General features: G+C 28.9%; 6 protein-coding genes. All 6 read left to right on the top strand.

What is annotated here, in order from left to right; all coding sequences use genetic code 11:
• The first annotated feature begins 25 nt into the window (after positions 1-25).
• The 6 genes from lgt (at position 26) to CXF67_RS08330 (ending at position 4192) form a co-directional block, all read left to right on the top strand.
• Entirely contained in the window at positions 26-856 is an 831-nt protein-coding gene (gene lgt, locus CXF67_RS08355; RefSeq protein ID WP_102088344.1) for a prolipoprotein diacylglyceryl transferase, read from the top strand.
• 145 nt (positions 857-1001) lie between these two features.
• A complete protein-coding gene (locus tag CXF67_RS17825) occupies positions 1002-1574 on the top strand; it encodes a hypothetical protein (RefSeq protein WP_145990411.1) in 573 nt (190 codons plus the stop codon).
• A gap of 144 nt (positions 1575-1718) precedes the next feature.
• Positions 1719-2036 (top strand): hypothetical protein, encoded by a 318-nt coding sequence (locus CXF67_RS08345; protein ID WP_102088342.1) that lies wholly within the window; start codon positions 1719-1721, stop codon positions 2034-2036.
• Positions 2017-2535: a hypothetical protein gene (locus CXF67_RS08340; protein ID WP_102088341.1), complete on the top strand. Its 519-nt coding sequence runs from the start codon at positions 2017-2019 to the stop codon at positions 2533-2535. The genes CXF67_RS08345 and CXF67_RS08340 overlap by 20 nt, the downstream gene beginning before the upstream one ends.
• Before the next feature lie 210 nt (positions 2536-2745).
• Positions 2746-3129: a hypothetical protein gene (locus CXF67_RS08335; protein WP_102088340.1), complete on the top strand. Its 384-nt coding sequence runs from the start codon at positions 2746-2748 to the stop codon at positions 3127-3129.
• 250 nt (positions 3130-3379) lie between these two features.
• On the top strand, positions 3380-4192 hold the full coding sequence (locus CXF67_RS08330) for a hypothetical protein (protein WP_102088339.1): 813 nt from the start codon (positions 3380-3382) through the stop codon (positions 4190-4192).
• The last annotated feature ends 144 nt before the right edge of the window (positions 4193-4336 follow it).

Raw genomic sequence — 4336 nt, 5'->3', positions numbered from 1 at the left:
AGGCTAAAAAAACTCACGATAACTAATGAACGATAGAATTATAAACTGGAATCTTGACCCTACAATTTATTGGATAACCGAAACTTTTCCTTTAAAATATTATGGATTATTTTTTATGACTGGAATTCTTTTGGCACATTACGTTGCGAAACGCATTTATATTAAAGAAAATATACCAATTGAAAATTTAGAAAAGTTATTCATTTACGTTGTTGTGGGAATACTTTTAGGAGCAAGACTCGGACATTGTTTATTTTATGATCCATCATATTATTTTGCAAACCCAATCGAAATTTTACTGCCAATAAAAAAAATAGGAGATACATATCAATTTATCGGATTTCAAGGATTAGCAAGTCACGGAGGAGGAATTGGAACTTTAATCGCAATCGGAATTTACTGCAAAAAGTATAAAACAAACTATTTATGGGTTTTAGACAAAATTGCAATTGCTACACCAATAGTCGCTGTCTTCATCAGATTAGGGAATTTTATGAACTCTGAAATTTATGGAAAACCAACAAATGGAAATTGGGGAGTTATTTTTCAAAGAGATGATTTAATACCAAGACATCCAACTCAACTCTATGAAGCATTTTCTTATCTTTTAATATTCGGAGTATTAATGCTCATTTATAATAAAATGGCAAAAGAAAAATCTAATGGACTAATTTTTGGAGTTCTTTTAGTTTTGGTGTTTTCTGCTAGATTTATAATTGAATTTTTTAAAGAAAACCAAGTCGGATTCGAAGATGGAATGACAATTAATATGGGACAAATCTTGAGTATTCCTTTTATAATTGTCGGACTAATTTTAATCTTTATGAAAAAACGCCCAGTGTACAACACCGTATAAAATTAATGGCTAGTCCTCGCCTAATTACGAAAATCCTCGCGGATTTTCTATCTGGTGTTTATTTGCTAAATTAAGTGCTTAAACACGCCACTAATCTTATACAAACTCGTTGTGTGCAATTGCTCAGCAGACCTAAAAAAACTGAATGAAAATAGAAAAAGACAATTTAACACCGAAACAAAAGAAAAACGTTTATCTGATAATACTTTTACTCGGAATTATTATTTGTGCTTTTTTCTTTTACAAAAATTACGACAATGAAAATCGGGAAAAATTATTGTCTGAAAATTTTGAATTTACATATTGCAGAATTATTGGAAGTAATACATACAAATCTAAAACAAACTTTCTCGAATATAATGTTGACGGAATAAAATACGAAACTCGACCTTTAAGTTCAAGGATTTTTAATATTGGAGAATTTTATAGTATTAAATACTCTAAATCAAACCCTGAAATTTCGGAAGTTGATTATACAAAACCAATAATATTAAACAAAAATGACTTTGACTTTACAAACGGAATAGTAACTAAAACATTTGAAAAAGAAAGTTTGAGTGTTCTTTCATTCTCTTATAATTATCAGAATGAAAATTATGAACGAGAAATCATTCTTGAAAAAATTGGTGAATTAAAGAAAGGAAAACAAATTGAAATATTAGTGAATAAGAAAAATCCTGAAATTTCATATTTAACTGAACAAATAAAAGCGGAATAAAAAACTGCACACAACACAGTATATAAAAAATTGCTGGTTTTGTGCTTAAACAAAGGTCGTTGCGTGTTTGCTACATCTGATTTTCCTTCGGAAAATCCTCGCACACAAACACGCAACTTTCCATATACTAACACGTTGTGGTTAATGCAAAAAACAGAAAATAAAATGATTTTAGCACTTATTTTAATAATCAGTTTATTTCAATTGACTTTTTATTTTCTGACTTATAGATATAAAATTAGAATTCCGAATTTTGTAATTCTAATTTTAGTTTTAATCGGGTATTATTTTATTCTTCCTCAATTCTTTTATCCAAAACCAAGAACAGACGGAATTAATTGCGGAATGCCTATTTTAGGAATTAATCTTGGATTTTGGATTTTCGGAACAATTGGAGCTCTAAGTTCTCATATAATATGGATGTTCATAAAAAAAAAGAAAAATGCATTGGAGAAGATGTGATTATAGAATAGAAAGTTTAAACCTAACAATCGAAGGTCTTGAAAAATCTATACTTGAGTTAGATAAAAAAATTGAAGAGATTGAATGGTATGACGGAATTTGGTTTTTAGAAGAAGTTGAACCTATAATTGGACTATCATTTATAGCGCTTCAAAATTACATAAATAGCAGTATTTACGACAGGTTTGAGACATTAGAAAATCAATATAAAAAATATAAATTTGGTGAATTAGTAAATAATACAAAAAGAACTGAAATTGAGTTAATAATAGGAATAGCAAACTATTTTAAACACAGAGATGACGAAAATGATTTAAGAAAAGGGACTTCAACTGTTTTATTAGATTGCGGTTTGAAAATAAATAAAGACATTGATATTACTGAGTCACCAATTATAAAAGGATTGGAATTGTTAACCGAAAAATGGAGCTTATCTGATTTGATAACTATTGTAGACAAATGGAGAGAAAACTTGTGGATTGAAAAAAAGAAACACTAACCACAACAATGGCTATAATTAATACGGGTTTTGATGCTTAACCCAAAGTTTAGAGCTTTAAACTAAGTCCGCCAAATCTTTTGATTTGGCTTTAGAAAAAAAAGATAAAACAAAATAAAAAGTTTTGGCTAAGTGCTTAATCGAAAGTTCACTACTTTTAATTCCCGTACTAACCATAGCCTAAACGTTGTAAACAATATCAGAAAACAAATGAGATACTATTATTTAACTATAATTCTAATTCTTTTATTTGTGAGTTGTCAAAATTCAATATCAGATAAAGTTGAATTTATTTGTGAAAATGGAAATAAGAAGATTACGATAGAAATTGAAAACGGAATGGATTTCTTAACTTATAACAAACCTTCCAAAACGAATTTTGTAGTAACCAATATTGACCCCGTAAACCTCAGAATAGCTGGACCGGGAATTACAATTCTTGGGACGAACAAAGATAAAACTGCAATGCAAACTGAAATTAAAGTAACTACAAACTATTTAGAAAATGACACACTGAATATAAAAGTTTGGTATGATAATGAAGATAGCCAAAAGGTATGCGAATTTAAGATCCCTGTGAACAAAGCGGAATGAAATACTGTTTACAACAACGTATAAAAACAATAGGGCAATTGGTGCTTAACCCAATTTTTCAGGCACTTTTTCGAGGTCGCCAAATTTTTAAATTTGGCTTATTTAGAAAAAATGATAATAAGTAAAATTTAAAAATTCGGCTTGCGTTCAACCGAATGGTAGTTGCGTTTTTTTCGCCCTACTGTTCTTATACAAACCGTTGGCACACATTAAAAAATCACAATTTAAATTATAATAATAAACAATAAAAATGATAAAAACACTTTTGACAAGTTTAGTAATTGGAATTATAAGTTTTAATACTTACGCACAAACTAAACAAGAAACAGTAAACTTGCTATTAGAGAAAACAGGAGCAACAGCTGAAATTAAGCAATTTGACGCTATCTTTGAGGCTAAAATTAGCGAGAAAACTACATCATTTGAGAACGAAGAAGATTTTCAGAAATTTTCAAAAATAATGAAGTCTGGATTTAATTCTAAAAATGCTGAAATATATTTTAAAGAATATTTAGTTAATAATTCAGATAAAGACAGTCTACAAAAAACAATCATTATGTATCAAAATCCTATATTTAAGGAAATGACTCGGATTGAACTTAAAGCGAATAATCCTGACAATCAACAAGATAAAATGACTTTTTTCCAAAACATGAAGAGTAACCCACCTTCTCAAGAGAGAATTCAACAGTTAACCAATTTAAATAATGAACTAGCGACTTCTGAAATGACTGTTAAAATGTTGAAAAATATTATTTTCTCAATGGCAAATGGTGCAAATTTAGGACAACCAAAGGAAAAACAAATTTCAGAAGAAGAGCTAAAAACAAAATTACAATCAGCCCTGCCAGAAAATTTTTCAGCGCAAATGACCAATCAACTAGTTGCATTGTCAATTTATACATATAAAGATGTTAATGATAATGATTTATCTGAATATATTAACTTATGGAGTTCTCCAATTGGAAAGTATTATATCAATTTAGTATTTGGTGCATATGACTATTCTTTCTCTAAAATGGGTGAGATTATAGGTAAATCGTTTAAGGAATTAGAAAAGTAGAAAAATTTAATGATTAAAAAAACGTGTGCCAACACCGTGTAAAAAAAATTGCTGGTAAAAGCCTATTTACGAAAATCCTTGCGGATTTTCTATCTGTGATTTATTTGCTAACTTTAGTGCTTAAACCACGCAACTTTGTCTTAC

This window comes from Psychroflexus sp. MES1-P1E (assembly GCF_002836055.1).
Lineage (GTDB): Bacteria > Bacteroidota > Bacteroidia > Flavobacteriales > Flavobacteriaceae > Psychroflexus.
The sequence above is the reverse complement of the archived record's forward strand: the minus strand, read 5'-3'. Positions and strand labels throughout refer to the sequence as shown.